This is a genomic window from Litoreibacter janthinus (assembly GCF_900111945.1).
In the GTDB taxonomy this organism is placed as follows: domain Bacteria; phylum Pseudomonadota; class Alphaproteobacteria; order Rhodobacterales; family Rhodobacteraceae; genus Litoreibacter; species Litoreibacter janthinus.
This window is the reverse complement of sequence record NZ_FOYO01000001.1, coordinates 1,412,903-1,435,260: the sequence shown is the minus strand read 5'-3', so window position 1 is coordinate 1,435,260 and position 22,358 is coordinate 1,412,903. Positions and strand designations below refer to the sequence as shown.

At 58.1% G+C, this 22,358-nt stretch carries 24 protein-coding genes; 13 read left to right on the top strand and 11 right to left on the bottom strand.

Going from position 1 to position 22,358, the window contains the following annotated elements; translation table 11 throughout:
* Positions 1–39 precede the first annotated feature (39 nt).
* Positions 40–789 carry a sulfotransferase family protein gene (locus BM352_RS07170; protein WP_175500642.1) on the bottom strand — a complete coding sequence of 250 codons (750 nt, stop codon included), beginning with the start codon at positions 787–789 and terminating at the stop codon, positions 40–42.
* Between the two features lie 330 nt (positions 790–1,119).
* Here BM352_RS07170 and BM352_RS07165 point away from each other — a divergent pair, with 330 nt between their 5' ends.
* Positions 1,120–1,908, top strand: coding sequence for a Hint domain-containing protein (locus BM352_RS07165; protein ID WP_090214351.1), 789 nt, complete (start codon positions 1,120–1,122; stop codon positions 1,906–1,908).
* Here BM352_RS07165 and BM352_RS07160 read toward each other — a convergent pair.
* Positions 1,905–2,405, bottom strand: a complete 501-nt coding sequence (locus BM352_RS07160) for an Lrp/AsnC family transcriptional regulator (protein WP_090214349.1) — start codon at positions 2,403–2,405, stop codon at positions 1,905–1,907. The genes BM352_RS07165 and BM352_RS07160 overlap by 4 nt on opposite strands.
* 172 nt (positions 2,406–2,577) lie before the next feature.
* On the opposite strand from BM352_RS07160, the gene trxB reads away from it, so the two are divergent.
* Both trxB and BM352_RS07150 read left to right on the top strand, forming a co-directional pair.
* Complete coding sequence (gene trxB, locus BM352_RS07155) at positions 2,578–3,519, top strand: thioredoxin-disulfide reductase (protein WP_090214346.1); 942 nt, start codon at positions 2,578–2,580, stop codon at positions 3,517–3,519.
* A gap of 187 nt (positions 3,520–3,706) precedes the next feature.
* Positions 3,707–5,779 carry a bifunctional sulfate adenylyltransferase/adenylylsulfate kinase gene (locus BM352_RS07150; RefSeq protein ID WP_090214343.1) on the top strand — a complete coding sequence of 691 codons (2,073 nt, stop codon included), beginning with the start codon at positions 3,707–3,709 and terminating at the stop codon, positions 5,777–5,779.
* A gap of 92 nt (positions 5,780–5,871) precedes the next feature.
* Here BM352_RS07150 and BM352_RS07145 read toward each other — a convergent pair whose 3' ends face one another.
* Both BM352_RS07145 and BM352_RS07140 read right to left on the bottom strand, forming a co-directional pair.
* Positions 5,872–6,102, bottom strand: coding sequence for a DUF1150 family protein (locus BM352_RS07145; protein ID WP_090214341.1), 231 nt, complete (start codon positions 6,100–6,102; stop codon positions 5,872–5,874).
* A 5-nt stretch (positions 6,103–6,107) separates the two neighbouring features.
* On the bottom strand, positions 6,108–6,518 hold the full coding sequence (locus BM352_RS07140; protein WP_090214338.1) for an Hsp20 family protein: 411 nt from the start codon (positions 6,516–6,518) through the stop codon (positions 6,108–6,110).
* 191 nt (positions 6,519–6,709) lie between these two features.
* Between BM352_RS07140 and BM352_RS07135 the strand changes: the two genes are divergently transcribed.
* Genes BM352_RS07135 through BM352_RS07125 form a run of 3 tightly spaced genes read left to right on the top strand, consistent with a single transcriptional unit; the run spans position 6,710 to position 8,528 of the window.
* Entirely contained in the window at positions 6,710–6,910 is a 201-nt protein-coding gene (locus BM352_RS07135; RefSeq protein WP_090214336.1) for a YdcH family protein, read from the top strand.
* Positions 6,911–6,967: 57 nt separating this feature from the next.
* The gene (purE, locus tag BM352_RS07130; RefSeq protein ID WP_090214333.1) at positions 6,968–7,462 is read left to right on the top strand and encodes a 5-(carboxyamino)imidazole ribonucleotide mutase; all 495 of its coding nucleotides are present in this window, start codon (positions 6,968–6,970) and stop codon (positions 7,460–7,462) included.
* A complete protein-coding gene (locus BM352_RS07125; protein ID WP_090214330.1) occupies positions 7,455–8,528 on the top strand; it encodes a 5-(carboxyamino)imidazole ribonucleotide synthase in 1,074 nt (357 codons plus the stop codon). The genes purE and BM352_RS07125 overlap by 8 nt, the downstream gene beginning before the upstream one ends.
* On the opposite strand, the gene BM352_RS07120 is transcribed toward BM352_RS07125, so the two are convergent.
* Positions 8,529–9,377, bottom strand: coding sequence for an alpha/beta fold hydrolase (locus BM352_RS07120; RefSeq protein ID WP_090214328.1), 849 nt, complete (start codon positions 9,375–9,377; stop codon positions 8,529–8,531). It lies immediately after the preceding gene.
* Between the two features lie 208 nt (positions 9,378–9,585).
* On the opposite strand from BM352_RS07120, the gene topA reads away from it, so the two are divergent.
* Genes topA through BM352_RS07105 form a run of 4 tightly spaced genes read left to right on the top strand, consistent with a single transcriptional unit; the run spans position 9,586 to position 13,617 of the window.
* On the top strand, positions 9,586–12,168 hold the full coding sequence (topA, locus tag BM352_RS07115) for a type I DNA topoisomerase (protein WP_090214326.1): 2,583 nt from the start codon (positions 9,586–9,588) through the stop codon (positions 12,166–12,168).
* On the top strand, positions 12,165–12,320 hold the full coding sequence (locus tag BM352_RS18935) for a hypothetical protein (protein WP_175500641.1): 156 nt from the start codon (positions 12,165–12,167) through the stop codon (positions 12,318–12,320). Before topA ends, BM352_RS18935 begins: the two co-directional genes overlap by 4 nt.
* Positions 12,321–12,355: 35 nt before the next feature.
* Complete coding sequence (locus tag BM352_RS07110; protein ID WP_090214323.1) at positions 12,356–12,934, top strand: nitroreductase family protein; 579 nt, start codon at positions 12,356–12,358, stop codon at positions 12,932–12,934.
* On the top strand, positions 12,931–13,617 hold the full coding sequence (locus BM352_RS07105) for an EI24 domain-containing protein (protein ID WP_090214320.1): 687 nt from the start codon (positions 12,931–12,933) through the stop codon (positions 13,615–13,617). Before BM352_RS07110 ends, BM352_RS07105 begins: the two co-directional genes overlap by 4 nt.
* Positions 13,618–13,624: 7 nt before the next feature.
* Here the strand turns inward: BM352_RS07105 and BM352_RS07100 are convergent, their stop codons facing one another.
* Both BM352_RS07100 and mce read right to left on the bottom strand, forming a co-directional pair.
* Positions 13,625–13,900 carry a DUF1467 family protein gene (locus BM352_RS07100; RefSeq protein WP_090214318.1) on the bottom strand — a complete coding sequence of 92 codons (276 nt, stop codon included), beginning with the start codon at positions 13,898–13,900 and terminating at the stop codon, positions 13,625–13,627.
* Positions 13,900–14,304: a methylmalonyl-CoA epimerase gene (gene mce, locus BM352_RS07095; RefSeq protein ID WP_090214315.1), complete on the bottom strand. Its 405-nt coding sequence runs from the start codon at positions 14,302–14,304 to the stop codon at positions 13,900–13,902. The genes BM352_RS07100 and mce overlap by 1 nt, the downstream gene beginning before the upstream one ends.
* Before the next feature lie 165 nt (positions 14,305–14,469).
* On the opposite strand from mce, the gene BM352_RS07090 reads away from it, so the two are divergent.
* Positions 14,470–15,192: a response regulator gene (locus BM352_RS07090; protein WP_090214313.1), complete on the top strand. Its 723-nt coding sequence runs from the start codon at positions 14,470–14,472 to the stop codon at positions 15,190–15,192.
* Here the strand turns inward: BM352_RS07090 and BM352_RS07085 are convergent.
* On the bottom strand, positions 15,189–15,902 hold the full coding sequence (locus tag BM352_RS07085; protein WP_090214310.1) for a GNAT family N-acetyltransferase: 714 nt from the start codon (positions 15,900–15,902) through the stop codon (positions 15,189–15,191). The two genes, BM352_RS07090 and BM352_RS07085, sit on opposite strands and share 4 nt — an antisense overlap.
* Before the next feature lie 213 nt (positions 15,903–16,115).
* Between BM352_RS07085 and BM352_RS07080 the strand changes: the two genes are divergently transcribed.
* The gene (locus BM352_RS07080) at positions 16,116–16,304 is read left to right on the top strand and encodes a hypothetical protein (protein WP_090214306.1); all 189 of its coding nucleotides are present in this window, start codon (positions 16,116–16,118) and stop codon (positions 16,302–16,304) included.
* Positions 16,305–16,313: 9 nt separating this feature from the next.
* Here BM352_RS07080 and BM352_RS07075 read toward each other — a convergent pair whose 3' ends face one another.
* From BM352_RS07075 to aspS, 3 genes are all read right to left on the bottom strand, one after another.
* Positions 16,314–17,543 carry a DUF1501 domain-containing protein gene (locus BM352_RS07075; protein ID WP_090214303.1) on the bottom strand — a complete coding sequence of 410 codons (1,230 nt, stop codon included), beginning with the start codon at positions 17,541–17,543 and terminating at the stop codon, positions 16,314–16,316.
* A gap of 2 nt (positions 17,544–17,545) precedes the next feature.
* A complete protein-coding gene (locus BM352_RS07070) occupies positions 17,546–18,922 on the bottom strand; it encodes a DUF1800 domain-containing protein (protein WP_090214299.1) in 1,377 nt (458 codons plus the stop codon).
* 102 nt (positions 18,923–19,024) lie between these two features.
* A complete protein-coding gene (gene aspS, locus BM352_RS07065) occupies positions 19,025–20,800 on the bottom strand; it encodes an aspartate--tRNA ligase (protein WP_090214297.1) in 1,776 nt (591 codons plus the stop codon).
* A gap of 187 nt (positions 20,801–20,987) precedes the next feature.
* On the opposite strand from aspS, the gene BM352_RS07060 reads away from it, so the two are divergent.
* Positions 20,988–22,241 carry an SAM-dependent methyltransferase gene (locus tag BM352_RS07060; protein ID WP_090214294.1) on the top strand — a complete coding sequence of 418 codons (1,254 nt, stop codon included), beginning with the start codon at positions 20,988–20,990 and terminating at the stop codon, positions 22,239–22,241.
* Positions 22,242–22,358: the final 117 nt, after the last annotated feature.

Genomic DNA, 22,358 nt, shown 5'->3' with positions numbered 1-22,358 from the left:
CCGCTGGATTTTCTGGACTGCTAGCACCCACCGCGCGGCTTATCCAGCCTCCGGCAGCAGCATAGTAGCGGCCGATCCCGAGCTACGGCGCCAGATCGGCAAATCGTTTTTCTGTATACGGCGTCGCGTTCCATCCCCGATTGCGGCCACACGACGCGCGAGCCCCATTGGCATCCGTTGAGCACGAGGCGCTGCAGGCGGCAATGCTCGGAAGTCATGTGTAAACACCACATCTCCCAAGAAAGAGTACATCGCGTTCATCACTCTCTCTGGATCGCTCAACAAGCGGTCATAATCAATCAAGAGCAACCGCTCCGCCGCCTTGGAAGTTAGCGCTGCTTGAATGCACCCAACGGGCTTTCCGATGACCCCATGATCCGACATCAACGCGGCAGGCGTTTGGGCACCACCTGTTTCCTGCGCCATTTCCGCGGCGATGCGTGCGGGGTCGCGCACCAGAAGAATGAACCGTGACAACGGAAACAACTCGGCCAGCGAGGCCATATGGGGCAACCATTCGGGGTTGTTATCGAACACCACGGAGTCCATCGCACGCCCGTGATGAACAGCGTCCATCGATGCCCGCAAAAGCGCCGTGCGCGTAGAGGCATCTACAAAGGACAAAGGTCCATCCTGCTGCGCCCAAGCTTCGGTCAAATGGCAAAACACGCTGTGTGCGGGGCTGTCACTGGACACACAAAACCGAGAATTCTGCGCAAGCAACGACGCAAAATATCTAGCCCCCGACTTCGGCAAGCCAGCAACGAAATGGAAACGGGTCAAAGACATGACCTTGAGTATGTGATCCTTGCTCGTGACCTGCACCGCGCGCCTCATTTTAACGGGTCTCATTGGTGTCAGGTTGATTGTGACAGACCGATTCGCCACTGTCCATTCCCCACGATGCGCGACACAGCTTTCCAATTGTGGCAGGCTTTCTCAAAAGTCAGAAACGATGCCATCTGCAAACACTGCATTGTCCACCTGCAAGCCGCGACTAGGCCCGAAAATTTGACTTTGTGGCGCTCAGCGGGCCATTGTTAGCAGATTATCAACCAGCAGTTCTGCGCGCCGGTGGGGACCGACGCAGTCACGCCAAGACCTGAAAAGGGACGACGCATGACCTATAACCCGAATGTCCCCTCCCACCTCGCACCTTCCCAAGTTGGCATCGGTCACTCCATTGTGTATCGTGCGGCCGCCCAGCCGCGAACGCGCGCAATGTCCCGCCCTTATAACATCGCGTGGCTCACGCCGGACGGAAACGCCCGATATGACACCGTTGTGGCCCCTGCCCTGCCAGCAATCGAAAGCGCATGCGCCAACATGGCGCGGGGCGCGATCGTATCCACGGATAACGGCCCCGTCGCAGTAGAAGACCTGACACCTGGAATGCGCATCTTGTCGTCCGAGTACGGTGCGATCCCGCTACAATGGATCGGGTCGTACGAGATGTCGCTGCGCGAAGCCCAGACCGCAGATCGTGGCGCACTCTTGCGCGTTACCGCAGAGGCGTTTGGGCTGGCAAAGCCTTCGCAGGATCTGCTCTTGGCACCGCGCGCCCATATCTTGCTGAGACATGCAAAATGCCGGTCACTCTTTGGGGTAGACATCGCCTTCGCACCAGTCCGCGCCTTTGAAGACGGTATCAGTGTCTTTTCGGTCCAACCGGCGTCGCCTGTTACCGTGTATAATCTCGGGTTCGATCGTCAGGCGACGATCAAGGTCAACGGCATCGAAATGGAAAGCTTTCATCCCGGACCACACTCCGAAGCGTTGCTGGACGACGAAATGCTATATTCATTGCTGCGCCTGTTTCCTCAGGCAAGAAACCTTGATTTCTTTGGCACGCAATTAATCAACCGCCTGACAACTTTTGAAGTTAAGGCGCTGCGAGGCGGTTCTTAGGCGATCTGGGACAAGCGTTCTTCCACAATCTCGAACGGAACACCGGGGTCGTCTTTGGCAACCCTGATAACGAGCGAGGTTTTAACGCTGGCCACGTTGTCGGCTGACGTCAGCTCCTCGGTCAGGAAACTCTGAAAGCTGCTTAGGTCGGGTGCGACGCATTTCAGGATGAAGTCCACCTCGCCGTTAAGCATGTGGCATTCCCGAACCAGCGGCCAGTTGCGACAGCGGGTCTCGAAAGCCGATAGATCGGCCTCAGCTTGGCTTTGCAGGCCGACCATTGCAAAGACCTTCACTTCGAACCCCAGTGCGCGGCCCTCGACGTCGGCGTGGTATCCGCGAATATAGCCCGATTCCTCAAGCGTGCGGACGCGCCGCAAGCAGGGCGGGGCCGAAATCCCGACACGCTTGGCCAATTCGACATTGGTCATGCGTCCGTCCGCCTGAAGCTCGGCTAGAATCTTGCGATCAATTTCGTCGAGTTTTGACACGGCCACGACAGTCTCCCCTGTTTTGATTTGTCTTACTCCGCGCAAGGTTCACGCGCAATAATATTTCAAGCGCGCGCAACATATTAAATGATCTGCAAATCAGCCGCGCCCCCCTTTCGCTTGCGAGCCCGCGCAATTATATGGGGCCAACTGCAAAAAATTGCCGAAAGGTTTCGCAATGTCCGACTCGCGCCACACCAAAGTTCTGATCATCGGCTCTGGACCCGCAGGCTATACCGCTGGCGTTTACGCGTCGCGCGCTATGCTGGAACCGATCTTGGTCCAAGGCATCGAGCCAGGCGGTCAGTTGACCACCACCACCGAAGTTGAAAACTGGCCCGGCGACACGGAAGTACAAGGCCCTGACCTGATGATCCGTATGCAAGACCACGCAAAGGCGATGGGCTGCGAGATCATCAGCGACATCATCACGACCCTCGACACCTCGTCCCGCCCCTTCAAGGCCACAGGTGACAGCGGGACACTCTATACTGCCGACGCGGTTATCCTCGCCACCGGCGCGCGTGCCAAATGGCTTGGGCTTGAAACCGAGGAAAAGTTCAAAGGTTTCGGCGTTTCGGCTTGCGCCACCTGTGACGGCTTCTTCTATCGCGGTCAGGAAATCGTCGTTGTCGGCGGCGGCAACACTGCCGTCGAGGAAGCCCTCTTCCTGACCAACTTCGCCTCCAAAGTGACGCTGATCCACCGCCGCGACGAGTTGCGCGCCGAGAGAATCCTAATCAACCGTTTGGAAAAGAACCCGAAGATCGAAACCTTGTGGTTCCACGAACTGGTTGAGGTTACCGGCACGGAAGCGCCGCTGAGCGTCGAAGGCGTGAAGGTCAAACACACAAAAACCGGCAAGATTACCGACATCGCGTGCAAAGGCGTGTTCATCGCAATCGGCCACGCGCCATCGAATGAATTGGTGAAAGACGTGCTGGAAACCCATATGGGCGGCTACGTGGTGACAAAACCGGACAGCACCGAAACTTCGATACCGGGAATTTTCGCGGCAGGCGACCTGACCGATCACAAGTATCGCCAAGCTGTAACAAGCGCAGGAATGGGGTGCATGGCTGCTCTTGAGGCCGAGCGGTTCCTGGCTGAAGAGGCCTGAACATCCTGGCGGGCAAGGCCAGAAGTTAAGTAAAAATTGGCAGCCCCAGGTGGGCAGTGAAGGCAGCACAATCGTGTTGCCTTTTTGCTGCGGGATAAAGCGCGATGTTTTCCCCCGAAAAACACCCTTGAATTTATCACGCTTTCTGCGATGCGTTCATCCGTGAACAAACATAAAGCCGCGAACAATGCCCCTGCACACCAAACCCGCACTGGATGACGAAGACCTGCTCTTCAGACTTCTGCGCCAGCTTGATCTGGCGCCGGAAGCATCCCAGCGCGCAACGGCAACTGCCTTGGGGGTGTCGCTTGGACGGCTGAATTCATTGTTGCGGGCGGCCGCTGATGCGGGCCTCGTCAAAGTCGGAGAGCGTGACAGCCCCGACAAGCGCCAACGCTTCGCCTACGCCCTCACACAGCGCGGAGCCTCAAAGAAGAACCAACTGATCAACGCTTTTCTCCAACGAAAGCTCACCGAATACGACGCCCTTCACGCCGAATTAACCGGCACCAAGACAAGCCTTTCTCCCCTAAGTGACAGGACCAGACATATGAATAACGACCTAACTCCAATCCCAGAACTCTTCGTGTCCTATGACAGCGCCCAAAAGATGAAAATGGAAGCTGCGGACCTGACCTCTTGGGACCTGACCCCGCGCCAAATCTGTGACCTGGAATTGCTGATGAATGGCGGCTTCAATCCGCTGAAGGGCTTCTTGTCTGAAAAAGACTACAACAGCGTCGTCGAAACCATGCGCCTCGCCTCGGGCGAGCTTTGGCCAATGCCGATTACACTGGATGTAGGCGACGACTTCGCAAATTCCGTCGAAGTCGGGCAAGACATTGCGTTGCGCGATCAGGAAGGCGTCATCCTCGCGATGATGTCCATCACCGACAAATGGACGCCAAACAAGGCACGCGAAGCCGAAATGGTCTTTGGCGCCGACGACCAAGCCCACCCTGCAGTTAACTACCTGCACAACCAGGCGGGCAAAATATATCTCGGCGGTCCGATCACTGGCATCCAGCAACCGGTTCACTACGATTTCCGCGGGCGCCGTGATACACCCAACGAATTGCGTGCCTATTTCCGCAAGATGGGCTGGCGCAAAGTGGTCGCGTTCCAGACGCGCAACCCGCTGCACCGCGCGCACCAGGAACTGACGTTCCGCGCCGCGAAAGAGGCCCAAGCCAACCTGTTGATCCACCCTGTCGTCGGCATGACCAAGCCGGGCGACATCGACCACTTTACCCGCGTTCGATGCTACGAAGCAGTTCTGGATCAGTATCCGTCCTCGACCACCTCCATGAGCCTTCTGAACCTTGCCATGCGCATGGCTGGACCACGTGAGGCTGTTTGGCATGGCCTGATCCGTAAGAACCACGGCTGCACCCACTTCATCGTTGGTCGCGACCACGCAGGCCCCGGTGCGAACTCGGCGGGCGAAGATTTCTACGGCCCGTATGACGCTCAGGACCTCTTTCGCGAGCATCAGGAAGAAATGGGCATCGAAATGGTCGACTTTAAGCACATGGTTTATGTACAGGACCGCGCCCAGTATGAACCCGCTGACGAGATTGACGACAAAGACAACGTAACGGTCCTCAACATCTCTGGCACCGAATTGCGGCGCCGTCTGTCCGAAGGCCTCGACATTCCAGAATGGTTCTCCTTCCCGCAGGTTGTGGAAGAGCTGCGCAGGTCCCGCCCACCACGTGCGAGCCAAGGCTTCACTGTGTTCTTCACCGGTTTTTCTGGCTCCGGCAAATCCACCATCGCCAACGCGTTGATGGTCAAGCTGATGGAAATGGGTGGCCGTCCGGTCACGCTGCTAGATGGTGACATCGTTCGTAAAAACCTGTCATCCGAGCTGGGTTTCTCGAAGGAGCACCGCGACCTCAACATTCGCCGCATCGGATATGTCGCGTCCGAGATCACCAAGAACGGCGGAATCGCGATCTGTGCGCCGATTGCGCCCTATGCAACCACGCGCCGCGCAGTGCGCGAAGATATCGAAGCGTTCGGCGCCTTTATCGAGGTCCATGTCGCGACCTCGATCGAGGAATGTGAACGCCGTGACCGCAAGGGCCTGTACAAGCTGGCACGCGAGGGCAAGATCAAAGAATTCACAGGTATCTCCGACCCTTACGATGTCCCTGAAAACCCAGAGTTGTCGGTCGAAACCGAGAACGTGGAAGTCGATAACTGCGCCCATCAGGTGATCCTGAAGCTGGAATCGATGGGCTTGATCAAGGCTTAAGCGCAGACCATATCCAAACGAAAAGGGCTCCCAACCGGGAGCCCTTTTTTTGTTGTGCGTCTCAAGCTGCGCGTCGCGGTGTGCCTTGCGGCTTAATGCACCGCTACAGGCATGAAATCATTCTGGCGGGCGAGCATGAAAGCCATCTCGCGGTCTTTCACCAAGGCCAGGCGTTCCCCATCGGGGGAGTGGACAGCATAAAGGTGATCTACATCCGGCATTTCCGACTGCACCTCTTGCGGCAGGTCCGCGAAATCCACGGAGCGCACATAAACGATCCGGTCTGCGTCACCCAGTGCCTTCAGGTCAATTTTTGTGTCCATGACAGTTATCCTTTGTTGATCTTGATCGTCTGCACGATCGTCTCGGGAACGGCGCGCTTCAAATCCACGTGGAGCAACCCGTTCTCGGTATTGGCCCCGGCCACTTCCACGCCATCCGCAAGCACGAAGGCTTTCTGGAACTGGCGCGCAGCGATCCCGCGATGGAGGAAGATGCGATCTTCACCCGGGTCAGCCTGCCTGCCGCGCACAATCAGTTGGCGGTCTTCGACGGTGATCGACAGATCCTCTTCGCTAAACCCAGCCACGGCGAGCGTGATGCGGTAAGCATTGTCTGCGGATTGCTCGATATTGAACGGCGGGTAGCCATTTTCCGATTTGGCAGTGCGTTCCACCAATCGCTCTAGCTGGTCAAATCCCAGCAAAAAAGGGTGCGAGCCCAAGGTCAGTTTTGTCATGGCACAGTCCTAAACGGTTAAGCGACTTTGCGAAGTGAGGCCCCCGTAGGCAGCCACAAACTAAAAATGGGGCTTCACGTGGTATGAATCAAGACCAATCGGCGTGAAACACTGGACAGAAGTGGTTTGCATGCCCAAATTGGGCCTAGCTGCACAACAAGGCCCCTAACCCCGTGAAATCATCCGAAAACATGAGCAAGAATGACGTTCTGCGCGTCAAATTAGAGGTCCTCAAACGCGAGCATCGGGACCTGGATGAGGCTATTGCAGCCCTCCAAGAAAAATCTGCGCCGGATCAGCTCACCTTGCGACGTCTCAAAAAGCAAAAACTGTCCCTTAAGGATCGCATCGCGGCGCTCGACGACGAGCTAACCCCAGATATTATTGCGTGACGCAGTCGAGCCGTTATAAGGACGGCTTCAAATTGGCATCCTGAAGGCAGCCCCATCATGACCGATCCCAAAGTTCCCGTAGGTATAATTATGGGCAGCCAGTCCGATTGGCCGACGATGAAGGAAGCAGCCGACATGTTGGTCGCGCTCGCCATCCCCTACGAGGCCAAGATCGTATCTGCGCACCGTACGCCGGACCGTCTTTGGGACTACGGCAAAACCGCCGCAGATCGCGGCTTGCAAGTCATCATCGCGGGTGCGGGCGGTGCTGCCCATTTGCCCGGTATGATGGCGTCGAAAACGCGCATTCCGGTCATCGGTGTCCCTGTTCAAACCAAAGCATTGTCAGGTGTCGATAGCTTGTATTCAATCCTGCAAATGCCGCGCGGCTTTCCCGTGGCGACTATGGCAATCGGAGCCGCTGGCGCCGCAAACGCCGGCTTGTTGGCCGCTGGAATTCTTGCCCTGAACGATCCTGAGCTTGCGGCGCGGTTGGACAAATGGCGCGCGGAGTTGTCGGCGTCTATCCCGCTGGAGCCAAGCGATGACTAAGCCACTGCCAACCGGCTCGACGATCGGAATTCTGGGCGGCGGCCAACTGGGTCGGATGCTGTCTGTCGCGGCGTCCCGCCTTGGTTTCAAAACCTGCATTTTCGAACCGGGTGGAGATTGCCCTGCGTCCCATGTGGCGAACTACCACCTTCAAGCCAGCTATGACGACCGCGACGCCTTGGCCAAGTTTGGTGAAGCGGTGGATGTCATCACGTATGAGTTCGAGAACATCCCCGCCTCGGCACTCGACCAGTTGGAAGCCTTGTGTGAAGTGCGTCCCAATCGACGCGCCCTAACCGTGAGCCAAGACCGCCTGACAGAAAAGGCCTTCCTTCAGGACATCGGCCTTAAAGTCGCTCCGTTCATGGGGGTCAGCAGCCTTGATGACATGCACAAGGCCGTGGCCCAAATCGGCGCGCCCTCAATCTTGAAGACCCGCACGCTTGGGTATGATGGGAAAGGTCAGGCACGCTTGCGCTCACCGGACGATGCCGCGGACGCCTTCGCTGCCATGAAAGGTGCCGAGGCTGTGCTGGAAGGCTTTGTGGACTTCTCCTGCGAGATTTCTGTCATCGGCGCCAGAGCCGCCGACGGTCAGGTCGCCTGCTTCGATCCCGGTGAAAACGTCCACCGCGACGGCATCCTGCACACCACCACCGTTCCGGCCTCTGTGTCCGCCGCATTACGCACGGATGCCGTCCTGATTGCGGGGCGCGTGCTTAATGCGCTGGACTATGTTGGCGTCCTCGGGGTTGAGCTCTTCGTCACCCCGTCGGGGCTAATCGTGAATGAAATTGCGCCGCGCGTGCATAACTCCGGCCACTGGACCCAGAACGGCTGCCTGATCGACCAGTTCGAGCAACACATTCGTGCCGTAGCTGGCTGGCCGTTGGGCGATGGCGGACGTCATGCGGACGTCGTTATGGAAAACCTGATTGGTGCAGATATGGACCGGATCGGGGATTTGTCGGCGGACCCAAATGTGGGCCTGCATCTTTACGGCAAAGCGGACGCCAAGGCAGGCCGAAAAATGGGGCATATCAACCGCATCAGCCCAAAGGGCTAATCAGTCAGAACTGTCTGCGCCCAACGTTTGCTCTACGGTTTCCGTAACCGCGTTGCCAACTTCGCTGGCAGCTTCTGACACAGCATCCCCGACCTCGCCGGCAACCTCGACAACCGTTTCACCAACCTCTTCCGCAACCTCGGCCACAACGTCGGTGAAAGTCAGCGTATGGTCGAAAGCGCCGTTTTCCAGAAAGCGGATTGTTTGCGCCACGACGACCGGACCGTTCATCATGAATGTGTGGGTCACAGGCAGGATGATATGATCGGCCATGCCATCCACTTTGGTGCTTTCCACAGAAACTTTCCCGTCATCTTCGCCATCAATCAGAATGGAATAGAACGGATTTAGCGTTTGCGTCCCCGCGATGACACCAAGCGGAAAATCTACAGGCCCGAGCGAATTGGGAACAGACGTCGGCCCAGTGTGAAGCTGGGCACCTGCGGGTCCATTGACCCACTCAAACGGCTCCCAGGAACTCAACTGATCCACCAGCTCCGACCCTTTGTTGGGCGGCGCCAACATAACGACGCGCCCCAATGAGGGCAGATCGTTTTCCTTCAGCCATTGCCGCACAAGGATACCGCCCATGGAATGGGTCACGATATGGATCGGTGTGTTGGCGTCGCATTCCGAAATCGCGGCAGGAATGGTCTCGAAGGCCAAATCGCGGATCGTCTCGGTCGTAGATGGGTAGGACGGGTTAACAGTTTGATAGCCATTGGCCTGCAAACTCTGCTCCATCACCGAGAGTGAAAAATTGCTGCGCGCGAGGCCATGCAAAAGAACCACGCAATCGGCAGACGCAAGCGAGGGGACAAACAGGAAAAGAATGGCAAGGCGCTTCATATCGATCACTTAGACATTATTGATGGCGCTTTCACCATCTCTTCGCCTCAACCTTGCGTCATTTGGGCACGCAATGGCAATTTTCCCCGCCAATCAGGCGTGAAACCCGCCTTGGCTGATGTCATTAGACGACAGCGCCTGTTGACAAGGCCAACCTTGCGACCACATGTAACCGCTGATCGAAGTAGCCGTATAAGGAGAGGCAGATATGCCCGTAGTTGTCGTCGAGTCGCCCGCCAAGGCCAAGACAATTAACAAATATCTCGGCCCCGATTACACGGTGCTCGCGTCCTACGGTCACGTTCGCGACCTTCCCCCGAAGGACGGCTCGGTCGATCCGGACAATGATTTTGATATGATGTGGGAGATCGCAAGCGACTCCAAAAAGCACGTCAAAGCCATCGCCGATGCCCTGAAAGACGACAACAACCTGATCCTCGCGACCGACCCCGACCGCGAAGGGGAAGCGATTTCGTGGCACCTTGAAGAAGCGCTGCGTCTGCGCAAAGCGATCAAAAAGGACACCCCGGTCAGCCGCGTCGTGTTCAACGCGATCACCAAAACCGCCGTGACCGAGGCGATGAAGAACCCGCGTCAAGTCGACCAGCCTCTGGTCGACGCATATCTCGCCCGCCGCGCGCTGGACTATCTTGTGGGCTTCAAACTGTCTCCCGTGCTGTGGCGCCGCCTTCCCGGCGCGAAATCCGCAGGGCGCGTGCAATCCGTCTGCTTGCGTCTGATCGTCGACCGCGAGATGGAGATCGAGAAGTTCAACGCGCAGGAATATTGGACCGTCAAAGCCCTGCTTTCGAACTCCCGTGGCCAAGAATACGAAGCGCGCCTGACGACACTGGCAGGCAAACGTCTTGATAAGTTCGACATTGCCAACTCCACCTCTGCGGAAATGGCCGTCGCAGCAATCAGCTCGCGCGATCTGAAAGTCAGCAGCGTCGAAGCCAAACCCGGCACGCGCAACCCCTCGGCCCCCTTCATGACGTCGACCTTGCAGCAGGAAGCCAGTCGGAAGTTCGGTATGGGCGCGCGCCAAACCATGAGCGCCGCACAGCGTCTCTACGAAGCCGGTCACATCACCTATATGAGGACAGACGGTATCGACATGGCGCCCGAGGCGGTTCACGCCGCACGCGACGCGATCAAGGGCAAATTTGGCGACAAATACGTCCCGTCAGAGCCGCGCATGTACAAAAACAAGGCCAAGAATGCGCAAGAGGCCCACGAATGTATCCGTCCGACGGATATGATGATGGATGCCGAAAGCCTGAAGATCATGGATGCCGATCAGCGCAAACTTTACGATCTGATCTACAAGCGCACCATCGCCTCTCAAATGTCCGCCGCCAGACTGGAGCGGACAACAGTCATTATTGCCTCCGGCGACGGACAGGTCGAATTGCGCGCCTCCGGCCAAGTGATGATGTTTGACGGCTTTCTGAAGGTCTATGAAGAAGGCCGCGACGACGCTGTGATCGACGACGACGACAAGTCGCTGCCGCAGATCAGCGAAGGCGAAGCTGCGCCGAAGAAATCCGTCACGCCAGAGCAGCACTTTACCCAGCCGCCGCCCCGCTACACCGAGGCAACCCTGGTTAAGCGCATGGAAGAGTTGGGCATCGGTCGTCCCTCCACCTACGCGTCGATCGTGACCACGATCCAAGACCGCGACTACGTGCGCAAAGAAAAGAACCGCCTCATCCCCGAGGATAAAGGGCGACTGGTGACAGTCTTCCTGTCCAATTTCTTCAGTAAATACGTGGAATACGATTTCACCGCCGCGCTTGAAGAAGAGCTCGACGACGTCTCGGCAGGGGAACGCAACTACAAGAACGTACTCGACCGGTTCTGGCGCGACTTCTCGGTCGCGATCGCCGAAGCATTGGACCTGTCCATCACCGAGGTGCTGGAAAAAATCAACGACGTGCTGGCACCTCATATCTTCCCGCCAAATGAAGACGGCACCGACCCGCGCCTTTGCCCGAACTGCGGCGAAGGCCGCCTGTCGATGCGCACCGCGCGGTCCGGTGGGGCCTTCATCGGCTGCTCGCGCTACCCCGAGTGCAAATACACCCGTCCCTTTGGGCCGCCGAACCCCGAACTCGAAGCCTCCGCCATTCCGCCGGAAGGCAAGCTGCTGGGCGAGGACGACGGCGACAAAATCTGGATCCATAAAGGCCGCTTCGGGCCCTACGCCCAGCGTGGTGAAGTGACGGACGACAACAAAAAGCCGCCACGCCAGTCGATCCCCAAAGAATGGCCGCCGGAAGATCTTGACCTGCCGCAGGCTGTGCGATTGCTGTCACTGCCGCGTTTGATCGGGCCGCATCCGGAAGACGGCGTGAATGTGTGGGCTAATATCGGTCGTTATGGCCCCTATATCAAACACGCGGACACCACGTCCAACCGGGGTGGGACCAATGCCAACCTTGAAAGCCTTGAAGAGGTTTTTGACGTCGGCATGAACCGCGCCGTGCAATTGCTGGCTGAAAAAGTCGCCTCGCGCGGTGGGCGCGGTGGCGTTGCCAAAACCCTGCGGGATATGGGCGAGCACCCTGACGAGGGCGGCGCGATCACCATCATGGAAGGCAAATACGGGCCCTACGTGAAGTGGGAAAAGGTCAATGCCACAGTGCCGAAAGACATTGCGCCGGAAGATCTGACCGTAGATCAAGCCGTTCAGCTGATCGTCGAAAAGCAGTCCAAAGGCGGCAAAAAGCGCAAGGCTCCGGCCAAGAAGAAAGCGCCTGCGAAGAAAAAGTCCGCCGCTAAGAAATGATCAAAGGGCTTCTGGTTCTACTGGCTGTTTTCTGCGTGCTGGTCGCGTTGCTTGTCTGGGCGAAGTCGCGCCCAGCGACTGCACGCGCTACACTTGTAGCGCCAGTGACGCTCGCGCTGCACCCAGAGGCCTTGAATTCAGGCCCCGCCTGACCGACATAGGGTCCAGCAACGAGGGACCAGTTACCATGCCGACACCAAACACCGACGCGCTTGAGTTCCTGCTAACCCGTCGCTCCCGCCCCCACAAAACACTTACCGCGCCCGCCCCCGACCGCGACGCATTGCTTCCGTTGCTTACAGCCGCCGCGCGCACACCTGATCACGGCAAACTGGAGCCCTGGCGCTTCATTGTGCTGGAACACGCGGCAATGCACCGTCTATCCGAACTTGCCCGCCAACGCAGCACGGAGTTGGGCCGGTCTCCGGACGACACCGACAAGATTGCAGCCATGTTCTTGACGGCCCCGCTCTCGGTCGCGGTTGTCGCATCGCCCAAAGCGTCTGAGAAAATCCCGGAGATAGAGCAAACCCTCAGCGCGGGCGCGGTATGTCTTGCCTTGCTCAATTCCGCCCTTGCAGCTGGCTGGGGCGCGAACTGGCTCACCGGCTGGACAGCATTTGACCGTGAATTTTTGATCAAGGGTTTGGATTTGGCGGAGCATGAATATGTCGCGGGTTTCATTCATATCGGCACCGAAACTTCGACGCCGCCGGATCGCCCCCGCCCCGACCTTGACGCTATTACAACGTGGCTAAGCACATGATTTTTTCGGATTTCCTGAAGGCCTTGGGCCAAATCGGTGATGGTCGCTTTCTAAAAGTGCTTCTGACAGGCGTCGGGCTGACACTGGCCCTGCTGTTTGGGTTCACCGTTTTTTTCGCGTGGAGCGTGGGGCTGGTTGTCCCAGAAAGCTTTACCCTGCCTTGGATCGGCGAAATCACGTGGATCGACAACGTCCTGTCATGGGCGGTTGTGCCCGTCATGCTCGGGGCGTCGGTCATCTTGATGGTGCCCGTCGCCTCCGCGTTCACCGGCCTGTTCCTTGATCAGGTCGTCGACGCTGTCGAGGCGGAACACTACCCCGGCCAGCCCCCCGTCGCCGCCCTTCCCTTGGGCGAAGTGCTTGGCGAAACCTTCAAATTTCTTGGCCTGCTGTTGGCCGTGAACCTTGTGGCGTTGATCCTGTATGTGATTTTTCCGCCCTTCGCCCCGTTGATATTCTGGGGCGTGAACGGGCTCATGCTTGGTCGGGAATATGCGACGCTCGTGGCGCAGCGTCGCCTAGGCGCCGTGGGTGCGCGGGAGTTTCGCAAGCGCAACCGGCTTCAGATATGGGTCGCGGGAACGCTTATGGCGATCCCTTTGACCATTCCTTTTGTGAACCTCTTGGTCCCCATTCTGGGTGTCGCAAGCTTCACCCATTTGTTCCACCGTTTGGCCCGCTAAGCGGCGATCAGCTATCTGGGCCGAACCGCTTATACAGGTTCATCGTGTCGGCGTTGATATAGCCATAGATGATCGCCAGACAAAGCGGGATCCAGATCACAACGGTAATGGCCGTTGTGATCAAAAACTTGCGCTTCATCTGTGGATTGGCAGGGGCAGAGCGCGGCGTGCCCGGAGCAACCTCGCCCACCTCGTTCTGGCTAGGCGTATTGTACGGCAAGACGCAAAACAGCACCAAAAACCAGACGACCGCGAACACCACGATGGCAGATGTGATTGCCATCAGGCTTGCTCCAACTCGACCAATGTGCCCGTGAAGTCTTTGGGATGCAGGAACAAAACGGGCTTGCCATGGGCGCCGATCTTCGGCTCCCCGTTGCCAAGCACGCGCGCGCCGCTGTCCTTCAAGCGGTCGCGTGCCTCGATGATGTCGTCCACTTCATAGCAGATATGGTGGATGCCGCCCGACGGGTTCTTATCCAGAAATCCTTGGATCGGGCTGTTCTCGCCCAAAGGAAACAGCAGCTCGATCTTGGTATTCGGCAGTTCGATAAACACCACTGTGACGCCATGATCCGGCTCGTCCTGAGGTGAGCCAACATTGGCCCCCAGCGTGTCTTTGTATTGCGCACAGGCAGCGGCAAGGTCTGGCACTGCAATGGCCACGTGGTTCAATCTGCCAATCATCGGGCTCTCCGTTTGGTCGCATAAGTTTCACAGGTTATGGCGGCGGCCTGCGGGCATCGCAAGCGCACAAGGTGCGTAAAATCCGCGCTATTCACTTTCTGTTAGGTCTCGATGCGCAATCTGGAGCCAGACGACTCACCCTCTCTTGCTGCCGGAGACCCGCAAATGCCCGACGATTCAGGTTACACGCCCCTCACAATTCATGCGACTGCTTTACGCCCTTTGCTGGGCCTCACTGTTCTGGTGGTCGAGGACAGCCGATATGCATCTGAGGCTGTGCGCCTTTTGTGCATCCGTTCAGGCGCCCGCATTCGACGGGCGGACAGCCTGACGGCGGCCCACCGCCACCTGCAAGTCTACCGCCCCTCGGTGGTGATCATCGATTTAGGCCTGCCCGACGGCTCAGGCATCGACCTGATCGCGGAACTGGCGCGCGAGGACGACTCGATACGCCCCGTCCTGATTGCCACCAGCGGTGCGGATGGCGACGGCTCAGGCGAAGCCGCATTGGCCGCAGGCGCCAACGAGTTTCTGCCGAAACCCATCGCATCCGTCTGCGCGTTTCAGCAGACGATCCTCAATCACCTGCCCGAAGACATGCGCCCCACCGGGCCGCGCTTGCTCAGCCACGAAACCGTTTCTCCGGACGTGATCGCATTGAATGAAGACCTGTCCCATATCGACGAGCTTTTGGGCAGCGGGCTCGACGCCTTGCCCTATGTCGCCCCGTTCTTACAGGGATTGGCGCGGCTGGCTAATGATGCTGAGCTCGTTGGTGTCGCGCGGATGCTGTCGCAAGCGCAAACCAACGGCAATGGTCGCAGGCAAGCCATTCAGGCGACGCGCGATCATATCCAAGCCCGCCTCAAGGTGCGCGAACTCGTCTAAAGCAAGGGGTCGCTGGCGACGCGGACAAGCTGCGTCAGCGCCCCCAAAGTCTCAATTTGGGTACCTTTGGCGTCAAAGTTTGCCGGGGCCAGCCATGCTTGGAACGCCTCCTTCAACGCCGGCCATTCCTGATCAATGCAGGCGAACCAAGCGGTGTCGCGGTTGCGTCCTTTCACGACGCCAGCCTGACGGAACACCCCTTCGTAGCTGAAGCCATAGCGCTGCGCCGCCCGCCGCGATCCAAGGTTCGCCGCGTTGCATTTCCATTCGAAACGGCGGTATCCCGCCTCAAATGCCCATTGCATCATCAAGAAAATGGCCTCGGTCGCGGCAACCGTGCGCTGCAACTCCGGCGCGAAGTTAATGTGCCCCACTTCGATAGATCCCGCCTCCGGCGCAATTCTGAGGTAACTTGCTACGCCACTGAAATGCCCGGTGGCGTGTGGCTTAATGGCGTAGAAACACAGATCGTCCTTCTGACTTATGTCTCGCGCCCAGCGGTGATAGGCGGCGGAAGACGCAAAGGGCCCGTAAGGCAAATAATCCCAGATCGCGTCATCCACCGAATTCGCGCGATGCAAGTCCGCCGCATGCTGATCCGCACAAAGCCGCTCCAATTGCACGTAACGCCCCGACAAGACCTCGGCATCCGGCTGTCTGGGCGGCGTCCAATCCAAAAGTGGCCGATCACTCTCACCCGTCTTGATCATACCACCATTCCCAGCACTTGAATCACGACGATCCTATTTCGGATACGCAGGAATCGCAAAGGCAGATGCATGCCTGAATTGACCTCGAATTGACCTCCATCATACCCAGTTCGCGACGTAATGATGCCACGTTTAAACTGCAGAAAAACAGCAGGCCCCGTTGCCCCCGAAGCGTCCTTCGGACGGCGAACTGCGGATTTGAGGAGTGAGACGATGAAAACGATTGTTACTAATTTTCTGCGTACTGAAGACGGTGCAGCTGTGGTCGACATGACGATGCTTATGGCGGCTTTGGTCGGTCTGGCTCTGGCCGTGACCGCATCCGTTTCCAACGGGATGGAAGACCTCAGCGGTGATTTGTCCACCACCATGGTCGACCACGACGTAAACGCTGCGTTCTAAATCCTGAATTCAGGCCAGAAGGCCAGGATCTCGTCCAAGCTGAAGCCCCGGAAACACAACGGTTCCCAGCGTGCCGGTGTCCAGCCCGTACATCCCGTGCATGAGCCACGCGATATAGGATCTGACATCGGAGGTCGGCATCAGGTCACGACGGGCATAAAGCGATGCCTCGGCTAGCCCCGGCCAATCGCCATAAATGCGTCCTCCGCGAATAGCGCCCCCCGCCAAAATCATCGCCCCGCCGGTTCCATGATCCGTGCCCCGTGTCCCGTTCTCGCGCGCTGTCCGCCCGAACTCCGTCACCGCGACGATCGCGGTCTTGTCCCAGCGCGGCCCAAGCTCTTGTTGCAATGTCAAAACAGCGTCCTGTAAATTCCCCAGCGCTCTGGTAATGCCGCGGGTCTGCGCACGGTGCGTGTCCCATCCACCAAGCGAAAACGCCGCAATCCGCGCCTCCTCGTTCAGCCTCCGCGCGGCGAATTGCGCCAGAACGCTGGCATCACCCGCCTGATTGGCCGTTTTGACCGCCGCACGCATGTCCCGGCTCGACAACCCGAAACTGTCCTCACTGGCCAGTCCAAGGCTCTCAGCGATTGCAATCGCGTCCATGCTCGTGTCGTGAAACAGCGGGTCATCGTGATAGATTTCTTCCAGTAGCAACCGCGCCTGCGGCGACATATCCAGCCTCCCGTCCGGCGACCAGCTGGACACCGGTGCACGCCCCGACACCAGCTTCATATCAGAACGCCCAATTGCAAATGCCGTCTCCGACCCAGCGCCAGGCAACACTTGCAGCATACGGTTGAGCCATCCGTCTCGTGCTGTTGCGCCTTCAACGTCTGCCCCAGTGCCTGCCTCCAGCAAATCCTGCCCGTCAAAATGGCTGCGCTTGTCGCGATACGGGGTTGAGACCGCATGAGCGATCGCCAAATCTTCCTGCTGCCACAAAGGCATCAACCCAGACAGCGCGGGGTGAAGGGCAAAGAACCCGTTCAGATCAGTCGCCCCGCTGTCTTGGTCCATGCCCAAACTCGGGCGATACTGGCCGAACAACGGGTCGCCCATCGGCCGCACCGCATCCAAACCGTCCATAGCGCCACGCAGGATGATCACCACCAGCCTGCTGTCACCCGGCGCCTGCGCGAACGTCATTGGCGTCATGAACGGGCTTGCCGCGGCAGAGCACCCCAAAGCCGAAGCCCGCAACAAGAACCCGCGGCGTGATAGGTTATCCGACATCGCTATCTCCTCTGAAACGCGGGGGAAGCGAGGATAAGCCCTACGCCCTCTCGCCGTGTTTCCGCAGCGCGTGCTGCAAAGTTGACTTTCTCATCTGCGATAGAGCCAAGCGCCGCGCCGACAAACTCTCGCGGGTCCGGCAGGCCCCGAAAGAACGCAGAGGGCATTGCCATGGCCCATTGGATCCGCGCTGCCAAGCCCTGCGGGGTGACCCAAGCCTCGGCCTCTTCAGGCCATCCGTCCGGCCCGCTTGGCCGAAGCCATTGCTGCCCCATCCCCGCCATGGGGGACGTGATGTAAGCCATGCGTTTGGCACGGTTAAGATTTTGCAATGACGCAGGCGGCACCTCCAACACCCGTAGGGCAGAGCATACGAAATCCATCGGTTGTTTTATCTTCTGCCCGAAGCTGTCCCAGGCGAAAGGGTGCCGAAGCAGCGCGTCATAGACCGCCATCAACTCCCCCTTGGAAGCGAGGTAGGCATCGGCCATCTGGGAAATCAGCCCCTCGTCGGGGATGTCCGAGGTGAAATGTACTGCCAGTTTACGCGCGAGGTGACGGGCCGTATCGGGGTGGTGCGCCACGTCCTCGAGAAACGCCATCACATCGTCAACAGAGGCTTGCCCCCCGCCATAGCTATGACCAAGAACCGTTTCCGCACCCGGCTCCGCAATTTTCCCGCGAAACAGGAACCCCTGCCCAAGAGCGGTGCTCATCCCGGTCAAAAGCTCGGCCAACTGCCGAACATCCGACTGTTTATAGGCCCCCTCCACCCCAAGCGTGTGCAGTTCCAGCAACTCGCGGGCAAGGTTCTCGTTCAGCCCGCGCCGCCCCTTTGCGCCCGCCGAATTTGGCCCTACGGACCTATTCTGGTCGAGGTATTCCAGCATCATCGGGCTCACCATCACCGCTTTCAGCATGTCGGCAAAGCGCCCTGCCACATGAGGGCGAATGGCCTCCTCGACATAGGTCGGGACAGCATTAACGGTCAGGTTGCTTTTGCCGACCACAGTGAAGTGATCCGCCCAAAACCGCGTTATGCGTTCGCGAAACGGCTGCGACGTCGTGATGGAGCGAGACAGCACGGGCGCCAACATAGCTTCCAAACGCACATTCAGCGCGCGGCGTGCCTGCTTGTAGGTTTTGGTCAGCTCGTCCGCGTCCGGCCCGTTGCGGCCCTTACGCATCGCGCGCTGCAACCCCGTGACCGTTGCGAACTCGCCATGCAGTGACGAGAACAGCGGAATCGGGAACGCCTCGGCGGCGACGTCGGGGCCGCGCAGTTGCTGCAAAATGGCGTCCACGGATGAGGGCGGATCGACGGCAGGCGACAGCCCTTCGCCAAAGCGAATTTGCGCAATATCAGGGGTGAACGCCATGGGGCGGCTCTTTCCTCAACTCGTTTGCCTCAGTCTACTGTATTCCTGAAGCAAATCCGTTGAAAAAACGTTGAGCGCCGCCCCGCGTGGCAGAAAATCGCTTTAGTCTTGCGGAATGACTCGTAGACCCAGCTCCATCAGCTGATCGGCCATTGGCTCGCTTGGCGCAGACATCATCAGGTCTTCGGCGCGCTGGTTCATCGGGAACAGGATCACTTCGCGAATGTTGGCCTCGTCAGCCAGCAGCATCACGATGCGGTCGATACCTGCCGCACAGCCACCGTGGGGCGGTGCGCCGTATTTGAACGCATTGACCATACCGCCGAAGCGCTTGCGCACTTCCTCTTCGCCGTAGCCGGCCAACTCGAACGCCTTGAACATGATCTCCGGCTTGTGGTTCCGGATGGCGCCTGAAATCAGCTCGTAGCCGTTGCAGGCAAGGTCATACTGGTAACCCAGCACATCCAGCGGATCGCCCTGCAGCGCATCCATTCCGCCCTGAGGCATAGAGAAAGGGTTGTGCGAGAAGTCGATCTTGCCGCTCTCCTCGTCCGCCTCATACATCGGGAAGTCCACGATCCACGCAAAGGCAAAGCGGTCCTGATCCGTCAGGCCCAATTCGTTGCCGATTTCCACGCGGGCACGGCCGGCAACACCTTCGAACGAGGACGGCTTACCGCCCAGGAAGAACGCCGCATCGCCGACGCCAAGACCAAGCTGCTTGCGGATCGCTTCGGTGCGTTCTGGACCGATGTTTTTCGCCAGCGGGCCAGCGGCTTCCATGCCTTCGCCTTGGTCACGCCAGAAGATATACCCCATGCCGGGCAATCCTTCCTTCTGCGCAAATGCATTCATCCGATCGCAGAACTTGCGCGATCCACCTTTGGGCGCGGGAATGGCGCGGATTTCAGTTCCGTCCTGCTCCAAAATCTTGGCGAAGATCGCAAAGCCGGAGCCTTTGAAATGCTCCGACACAACTTGCATCTTGATCGGGTTGCGCAGGTCGGGCTTGTCTGTGCCGTACCAGAGTGCTGCGTCCTTGTAGGAAATCTGTTCCCACTCGCTATCCACCTTGCGACCGCCGCCGAATTCTTCGAACACGCCTTGGATCACCGGCTGGATCGTGTCGAACACGTCCTGCTGCTCGACAAAGCTCATCTCTAGGTCAAGCTGGTAGAAGTCGGTGGGCGAGCGGTCCGCACGCGGGTCTTCGTCACGAAAACACGGAGCAATCTGGAAATACTTGTCGAAGCCCGACACCATCAACAGCTGCTTGAACTGCTGCGGGGCTTGCGGCAACGCGTAGAACTTGCCCGGATGCAGGCGGGACGGCACAAGGAAGTCGCGTGCGCCTTCGGGGCTGGACGCGGTGATAATCGGCGTCTGGAATTCCTTGAACTTCATGTCCCACATGCGCTTGCGCATAGAGGATACAACGTCAGAGCGCAGGATCATGTTGCGCTGCAGCTTCTCGCGGCGCAGGTCGAGGAAGCGGTATTTCAGGCGGGTCTCTTCAGGGTATTCCTGATCTCCGAATACCATCAAGGGCAGCTCGTCAGACGCGCCCAGAACTTCGATGTCGCGAATGAAAACCTCAACCTCGCCCGTTGGCAGCTTCGGGTTCACCAGCTCGGGCGCACGGGCCATCACATTGCCGTCGATCCGGATACACCATTCGGAGCGCACCTTTTCCACGTCCTTGAACACAGGGCTGTCAGGGTCGGCCAGCACTTGGGTGATGCCGTAATGGTCACGAAGGTCGATAAAGAGGATGCCGCCGTGGTCGCGCACACGATGAACCCAGCCGGACAAGCGAACATTTTCACCCACGTTGGATGCGTTCAGGTCGGCACAGGAATGGCTGCGATAAGCGTGCATGAGAATTGGCCCTCTTTGGCGAAAATCAGTATCGGCCCGATACACATGTCTGCGCCTCCAAAGTCAAGCAAAGCAGACGCAAATAACCTGTGCAGGCGTATTTATTGACAAGCGGGCAGGAATCCGGCCCTTTGCCCGCTAAATTATCGGCTTCATTCGGTAAACGAAACAAACGGGAAAGCACTATATGTGGGACAGGCTACTTCGCACTCTGCTCAAACAACTTATCAAAGAGGGAACTCTTACCGTCCACCTCAACTCTGGTGAAATGATAAATGCAGGCAATGGAGCAGAGCCTCATGTGACTTTACACCTTCGCGATGACAGCCTTCCAAGCCAGCTGATACGCAACCCCGAGCTTGCCATGGGTGACGCCTATATGGACGGAACCCTGACGATCGAAAACGATGACGTCCGAGGATTTCTAACCCTTGTTGTGCGCAACTTCCAAAGTGGAAATCTGCCATGGACCCAAACACTTGCCCGCAACCTGCGCATAGCCAAACGCAAATGGGACCAATGGATTCCACATGCCAAGGCCCAGCAGAACGCCGAGCATCACTATGACATTTCGAACGATTTTTATAACCTCTTTCTAGACGAGGACATGCAATACACCTGCGCCTATTTCAAAGATCCGAGCATGACTTTGGAAGACGCTCAGATCGCTAAAAAGGCGCATATCGCGGGCAAATTGCTGATCAAGCCGGGGATGAAAATCCTCGATATCGGCTCCGGCTGGGGTGGGTTGGCGATAACTTTGGCAAAAGACTACGGCGCGCAGGTTGTGGGCGTGACGCTCTCCGACGAACAACGCAAAGCTGCCATTGCCCGCGCCGAAACGGCAGGTGTTTCACATTTGGTAGAGTTCCGGCTTCAGGATTACCGCGACGTGACCGAGCAATTTGACCGCATTGTATCTGTCGGCATGCTCGAACATGTGGGCGAGCCCCAATACCCGACCTATTTCCGTCAGATCGAAAAGAACCTCAAAGAAGATGGCGTAGCTCTCATCCATTTCATCGGGCGCACTGGCCCTCCGGGTAACCTGTCCCCTTGGTTCCAGAAGCACATATTCCCCAGCGGCTACACGCCCTCATTGTCCGAAGTGGTAAGCGTGGTTGAAAAGTCCAAGCTGGAGGCCGCCGATATCGAGGTCTGGCGGACCCATTACGACCGCACCCTTTACGAATGGTTGATCCGCTTCGAAGACCGTTTGGACGAGGTCCGCGCCATGGGATACGACGAACGCTTCATCCGCATGTGGCGCTACTATCTGATCGCGTCAGAGCTCAGCCTGTCGGACATGCCCCACGTCTTGTATCACGTGCAGCTTCACAAGCACCAAACCACGGTGCCGATCACCCGCGATTACCTCTATGTGGATGGCGCGCCCGAGCCGCATTCGGCCTTTCCGGACGGGTTCGTTCCAAAGAAATGACTAGGCGAACATTCATATACAAAGAGAGGTCGCGCATGTATTCGCGGGACCGGAACATTGTAGCACTTACTGTGCTTCTCGGCCTCGTGCTTTGGATTGCCGCTCCTAGTCTAGTGG

What these genes read in the sequence shown, in the direction of transcription:
- BM352_RS07170 (WP_175500642.1), bottom strand. Translation starts at nt 789, where the DNA reads ATGTCTTTGACCCGTTTCCATTTCGTTGCTGGCTTGCCGAAGTCGGGG.
- BM352_RS07165 (WP_090214351.1), top strand. Translation starts at nt 1,120, where the DNA reads ATGACCTATAACCCGAATGTCCCCTCCCACCTCGCACCTTCCCAAGTT.
- trxB (WP_090214346.1), top strand. Translation starts at nt 2,578, where the DNA reads ATGTCCGACTCGCGCCACACCAAAGTTCTGATCATCGGCTCTGGACCC.
- BM352_RS07150 (WP_090214343.1), top strand. Translation starts at nt 3,707, where the DNA reads ATGCCCCTGCACACCAAACCCGCACTGGATGACGAAGACCTGCTCTTC.
- BM352_RS07145 (WP_090214341.1), bottom strand. Translation starts at nt 6,102, where the DNA reads ATGGACACAAAAATTGACCTGAAGGCACTGGGTGACGCAGACCGGATC.
- BM352_RS07140 (WP_090214338.1), bottom strand. Translation starts at nt 6,518, where the DNA reads ATGACAAAACTGACCTTGGGCTCGCACCCTTTTTTGCTGGGATTTGAC.
- BM352_RS07135 (WP_090214336.1), top strand. Translation starts at nt 6,710, where the DNA reads ATGAGCAAGAATGACGTTCTGCGCGTCAAATTAGAGGTCCTCAAACGC.
- purE (WP_090214333.1), top strand. Translation starts at nt 6,968, where the DNA reads ATGACCGATCCCAAAGTTCCCGTAGGTATAATTATGGGCAGCCAGTCC.
- BM352_RS07125 (WP_090214330.1), top strand. Translation starts at nt 7,455, where the DNA reads ATGACTAAGCCACTGCCAACCGGCTCGACGATCGGAATTCTGGGCGGC.
- BM352_RS07120 (WP_090214328.1), bottom strand. Translation starts at nt 9,377, where the DNA reads ATGAAGCGCCTTGCCATTCTTTTCCTGTTTGTCCCCTCGCTTGCGTCT.
- topA (WP_090214326.1), top strand. Translation starts at nt 9,586, where the DNA reads ATGCCCGTAGTTGTCGTCGAGTCGCCCGCCAAGGCCAAGACAATTAAC.
- BM352_RS18935 (WP_175500641.1), top strand. Translation starts at nt 12,165, where the DNA reads ATGATCAAAGGGCTTCTGGTTCTACTGGCTGTTTTCTGCGTGCTGGTC.
- BM352_RS07110 (WP_090214323.1), top strand. Translation starts at nt 12,356, where the DNA reads ATGCCGACACCAAACACCGACGCGCTTGAGTTCCTGCTAACCCGTCGC.
- BM352_RS07105 (WP_090214320.1), top strand. Translation starts at nt 12,931, where the DNA reads ATGATTTTTTCGGATTTCCTGAAGGCCTTGGGCCAAATCGGTGATGGT.
- BM352_RS07100 (WP_090214318.1), bottom strand. Translation starts at nt 13,900, where the DNA reads ATGGCAATCACATCTGCCATCGTGGTGTTCGCGGTCGTCTGGTTTTTG.
- mce (WP_090214315.1), bottom strand. Translation starts at nt 14,304, where the DNA reads ATGATTGGCAGATTGAACCACGTGGCCATTGCAGTGCCAGACCTTGCC.
- BM352_RS07090 (WP_090214313.1), top strand. Translation starts at nt 14,470, where the DNA reads ATGCCCGACGATTCAGGTTACACGCCCCTCACAATTCATGCGACTGCT.
- BM352_RS07085 (WP_090214310.1), bottom strand. Translation starts at nt 15,902, where the DNA reads ATGATCAAGACGGGTGAGAGTGATCGGCCACTTTTGGATTGGACGCCG.
- BM352_RS07080 (WP_090214306.1), top strand. Translation starts at nt 16,116, where the DNA reads ATGAAAACGATTGTTACTAATTTTCTGCGTACTGAAGACGGTGCAGCT.
- BM352_RS07075 (WP_090214303.1), bottom strand. Translation starts at nt 17,543, where the DNA reads ATGTCGGATAACCTATCACGCCGCGGGTTCTTGTTGCGGGCTTCGGCT.
- BM352_RS07070 (WP_090214299.1), bottom strand. Translation starts at nt 18,922, where the DNA reads ATGGCGTTCACCCCTGATATTGCGCAAATTCGCTTTGGCGAAGGGCTG.
- aspS (WP_090214297.1), bottom strand. Translation starts at nt 20,800, where the DNA reads ATGCACGCTTATCGCAGCCATTCCTGTGCCGACCTGAACGCATCCAAC.
- BM352_RS07060 (WP_090214294.1), top strand. Translation starts at nt 20,988, where the DNA reads ATGTGGGACAGGCTACTTCGCACTCTGCTCAAACAACTTATCAAAGAG.